The organism is Bacillus sp. C30, assembly GCF_040838255.1.
GTDB lineage: Bacteria > Bacillota > Bacilli > Bacillales > Bacillaceae_G > Bacillus_A > Bacillus_A mycoides.
On record NZ_JBFPJH010000274.1, the window covers coordinates 1 to 4,438 of the forward strand.

Here is a 4,438-nt window from a genome sequence, read left to right on the forward strand (position 1 = left end):
TAGGAATCATCCTTTTTACATAGATTATACCCTAGATTTTAGACAGGTTCTTAGACTGGATGACAGAATCTTGATGGGTTGCTCCAGGACATCCAGTAACGATACAGTATGAAATTAATGGAAATGGTGTATGGGAAAATGCCTTCTTGAACCATTGGGAGAAAAACTTTGAAATTTATTTCGATCGCAATCAATTACAACAAGGGAAAAATACAATCCACATTGTAGCAACCGATGCAGCTGGAAATAAATCTAATTTAAACGTCGATTTAGAAGTGAAATAATAAAATTATTGTTGACAAGCTTTTAAATATAGTTTTATAATACAAAACATAGTTTAGTTGAACGAATTATATATCGGCTTTGAAGGAATACTAGTAGCGACTTATATCCCTGTCTCAGAGAACTGATGGTTGGTGCGAATCAGTACATATACAAGCGTGAATTACAATTCTGGAGCTTCTTTCCCGTAATGCTTTTTATGCATGAAGAGAAAGACGGATCTTTCCGTTATCTTAAAGTAAGTGGTAAACAATTAATTGTTTACAAATAGGGTGGTACCGCGATTTTTATCGTCCCTATCGGATTTTCCGATAGGGGCTTTTTTGCGTCCTTCCCTTTTAAATAACTTCATATATACGCGTTGAAAGAATCGCAGTAGTATCTTGTATCCCTGTTTCAGAGAGCTAATGGTCGGTGGGAATTAGCACATATATAAGTACGAATTACAATTCTGGAGCTTCTTTTTCGTAGTGCTTTTATTCATGAAAGAAAAGACGGAATTTTTCCGTTATCATTAGTTGAGATGTAAGTATATTTTCACTTACAAATAGGGTGGTACCGCGATTTTTTCGCCCCTATCGGATTTTCCGATAGGGGATTTTTCTATTTCTCACGCAAACAGTTGTTAAAGAATTTCGAATGTTATGATAAAATTTTATAAGCGCTTACAATTCTGAAAGGAGGTGGTACAAGCTATACAAAACTGGTATTCATTTTTATAGAGAAAAAGGAGGACGTCTAAATGACAAAGAAAACAGAAATTCCATCACATTTAAAACCATTCGTATCCACACAGCATTATGATCAATACACACCGGTGAATCACGCTGTTTGGCGTTACATTATGAGACAAAACCATAGCTTCTTAAAAGATGTTGCTCATCCATCCTATGTTAACGGACTACAATCATCTGGTATTAATATAGATGCAATTCCAAAAGTAGAAGAAATGAATGACTGTTTAGCACCAAGCGGCTGGGGTGCCGTAACGATTGACGGACTTATTCCCGGCGTCGCATTCTTCGATTTTCAGGGGCATGGATTACTACCAATCGCAACAGATATTCGTAAAGTAGAAAATATCGAGTATACACCCGCTCCTGATATCGTTCATGAAGCTGCAGGCCACGCACCGATTTTGCTTGATTCTACATATGCAAAATATGTGAAACGCTTTGGACAAATTGGAGCGAAAGCTTTCTCCACAAAAGAAGAACATGATGCTTTTGAAGCCGTTCGTACATTAACGATCGTAAAAGAAAGCCCTACTTCTACACCTGAAGAAGTTGCAGTTGCTGAAAATGCTGTAATCGAAAAACAAAACTTAGTTTCTGGTTTATCAGAAGCAGAACAAATTTCACGTTTATTCTGGTGGACAGTGGAATACGGCTTAATCGGCAATATAAATGATCCGAAAATTTACGGTGCTGGTCTCCTTTCCTCTGTCGGTGAAAGTAAGCATTGCTTAACAAACGCTGTAAAGAAAGTCCCATTCTCAATTGAAGCTTGCACCGGGACAACTTATGATGTAACAAAAATGCAACCACAGCTATTTGTTTGTGAATCATTTGAAGAATTGACTGAGGCCCTTGAGCAGTTCTCTACAACGATGGCATTTAAAACAGGTGGAACAGAAGGATTAGAAAAAGCAATCCGCTCCGAAAATCATGCTACAACTGAGCTAAGTAGTGGATTACAAATTACGGGTACATTTACAGAGACAATTAAAAATGATACTGGTGAAGTTATTTACACACGAACAAGCTCGCCAACTGCATTAGCAATTCATAATAAACAACTAGAAAATCATTCTACATCTGTGCACAGCGATGGATTCGGGACACCAATCGGATTACTAGATGGAGATATTGCATTAGAAAATTGTACAGAAGAACAATTACAATCATTAGGCATTACAATTGGAAGCAGTGCAGAGTTTACTTTTGCAAGTGGCATTCATGTAAAAGGAACAGTAACAGACATTGTAAAGAATGATAAAAAAATTGCTCTTATCTCCTTTATAAATTGTGCAGTTACTCATAAAGATCGCTTATTATTTGATCCTTCATGGGGAGCATTTGATATGGCTGTCGGCTCACAAATCACTTCTGTATTCCCAGGAGCGGCGGATGCGGCTGCATTTTTCCCGATGAATGAAGAAGTACAAGAAACTCCTGATCCACTTGTACTGAATGAGCTTGAACGTATGTATCAAACAGTTCGGGATATACGTAACGATAGTATTTTACACAATACTCATACTGATCAATTAATAGCTATTCAAGAAGTATTAAATAAACTTCATCCGAAAGAATGGTTGCTTCGTCTTGAAATTTTAGAATTGCTTTTAGAACATAACAAAGGTCACGAAGCATCAGCAGCATTATTACAGCAACTTTCTACTTTCACAACTGAAGAATCTGTAACACGTCTTATTAACAATGGTCTTGCGTTACTGCAGGTAAAGGATGTGAAAAATGATGCTACGATTAACTAATGAAGAAGTACAAGAGGAGTTAGCAAAGCTGGATAAATGGACAGTGAAAGATGAAAAATGGATTGAAAGAAAATATATGTTTTCCGACTACTTAAAAGGAGTCGAATTTGTCTCTGAAGCCGCCAAACTATCAGAAGAACATAATCACCACCCATTTATCCTTATCCAGTATAAAGCAGTCATTATTACTTTGTCATCTTGGAATGCAAAAGGTTTAACGAAACTAGATTTTGACCTTGCAAAGCAATTTGATGAACTATTTTTACAAAATGAAAAAGCTATTATAAGAAAGTAAAAAAAAGAGAAGCCTTTATTTAGGCTTCTCCTTTTACTTTAAAATGTATACAATGTCCAAACGGATCCTTGGCCTGTAATATTCCGTCTTTATACGTAGCCACTACGCCAATATATTTTAAGCTTTCACACACTTGCTCTTTTTGTTTTTCATCTGCTAGTATAATTGTGAAATACTTTAAGCCAACGGAATTTGGCATTTGTGATGGTATACCTTCACCTTGCCATGTATTTAAACCGATATGGTGATGATAACCGCCTGCTGACACAAACAGTGCTCCATTACGAGCTGGGATCGTTACATCAAAGCCAAGACCATCAACATAGAAACGTTTCGCTTCCTTCAAATCAGCTACATGGACATGAATATGCCCCATCACAGTACCAGCTGGAAATCCACTCCATGTACTTCCTTGCTGCAATAATTCTTCACCAGCTAATGGGTTACTAACAAATGGTAGCTCTCCATTCTCATCACGCCAAACTTCTTTTTGGCGATCATGATAAATTTCAATCCCGTTTCCATCTGGATCAGCTAAATAAAGAGCTTCACTAAAGTAATGGTCGGCTCCGCCGTGCAGTGGATATACCATCTCTACAAGATGACGAAGAATGTTCGCTAAGTCCTGTCTGTTTGGTAATAAAATCGCGTAATGATATAACCCTGTTCTCCCTCTTTGCTTTGGTAAAGCTTCTTTCTTCTCTTCAATAATAAGGAGTGGTTCTTCATTTTCATTCCCAAATGTAACGACTGTTTCCTCTTCTTTTAGCACTTTCATACTTAATACTTCTGTATAAAACTCTAGCGATTTCTTTAAATTTGATACATATAAATGAACAACTCCAAGTGTTGTTTCGGGATGAAGTGGAAAGCCCATTTTGTTATACCCCCATTTTAATTAATTCTTCTTTAACATTTTCTCTTTTAAGAAATTATCTACAAAACCATTAGCTTTCGCAACAAATAAGTAAGCACCCATCGCTAATAATGCAAGTTCTAACTCAAATCCAGGATTTTTCCCGTCTCCTAACAAACCAGCTGACCATTTTACTTTCACAATCGCTCCAACCATAACAAGTGCAAATAATAAGCCAATATACCTTACGCCTAAACCTAGAATTAACAATAGACCTCCAACTAATTCAACTGTTGCTACACCGTATGCAAGTCCTCCTGGTAAACCAATGCTTGTAAACCACCCTGCAATATTGTCAATTCCTGATTGGAATTTTGTTAAACCGTGCATAAAGAACGTTACCCCTAACACGATACGAATAATTAAGTTACCAATATGTTGATTCATTTCTTTCTCTCCTTTATAGTTTTGTTACACAAAACTTTTATTCACATTACAAAACATACAC

Annotated in this window: 4 protein-coding genes, 1 pseudogene and 2 other annotated features; of the genes and pseudogenes, 3 read left to right on the forward strand and 2 right to left on the reverse strand. The window is 36.7% G+C overall.

From position 1 onward, the window contains the following. Positions 1-41 precede the first annotated feature (41 nt). The 3 genes and pseudogenes from AB3X49_RS18280 to AB3X49_RS18290 all read left to right on the forward strand — a co-directional run. A pseudogene (locus AB3X49_RS18280) lies at positions 42-284 on the forward strand (Ig-like domain-containing protein); the annotation flags it as partial. A gap of 70 nt (positions 285-354) precedes the next feature. After that, positions 355-583, forward strand: a binding site (T-box leader). A gap of 51 nt (positions 584-634) precedes the next feature. Continuing rightward, positions 635-862, forward strand: a binding site (T-box leader). A gap of 162 nt (positions 863-1,024) precedes the next feature. Then, positions 1,025-2,779 (forward strand): aromatic amino acid hydroxylase, encoded by a 1,755-nt coding sequence (locus AB3X49_RS18285; protein ID WP_367963851.1) that lies wholly within the window; start codon positions 1,025-1,027, stop codon positions 2,777-2,779. Further along, on the forward strand, positions 2,760-3,074 hold the full coding sequence (locus AB3X49_RS18290; RefSeq protein ID WP_353825489.1) for a 4a-hydroxytetrahydrobiopterin dehydratase: 315 nt from the start codon (positions 2,760-2,762) through the stop codon (positions 3,072-3,074). The genes AB3X49_RS18285 and AB3X49_RS18290 overlap by 20 nt, the downstream gene beginning before the upstream one ends. Before the next feature lie 19 nt (positions 3,075-3,093). Here AB3X49_RS18290 and AB3X49_RS18295 read toward each other — a convergent pair whose 3' ends face one another. Together AB3X49_RS18295 and AB3X49_RS18300 are read right to left on the reverse strand one after the other, a co-directional pair. Next, positions 3,094-3,951: a VOC family protein gene (locus AB3X49_RS18295; RefSeq protein WP_193652060.1), complete on the reverse strand. Its 858-nt coding sequence runs from the start codon at positions 3,949-3,951 to the stop codon at positions 3,094-3,096. Positions 3,952-3,972: 21 nt separating this feature from the next. Then, a complete protein-coding gene (locus AB3X49_RS18300) occupies positions 3,973-4,377 on the reverse strand; it encodes a DoxX family protein (RefSeq protein WP_002015248.1) in 405 nt (134 codons plus the stop codon). Positions 4,378-4,438 lie beyond the last annotated feature (61 nt).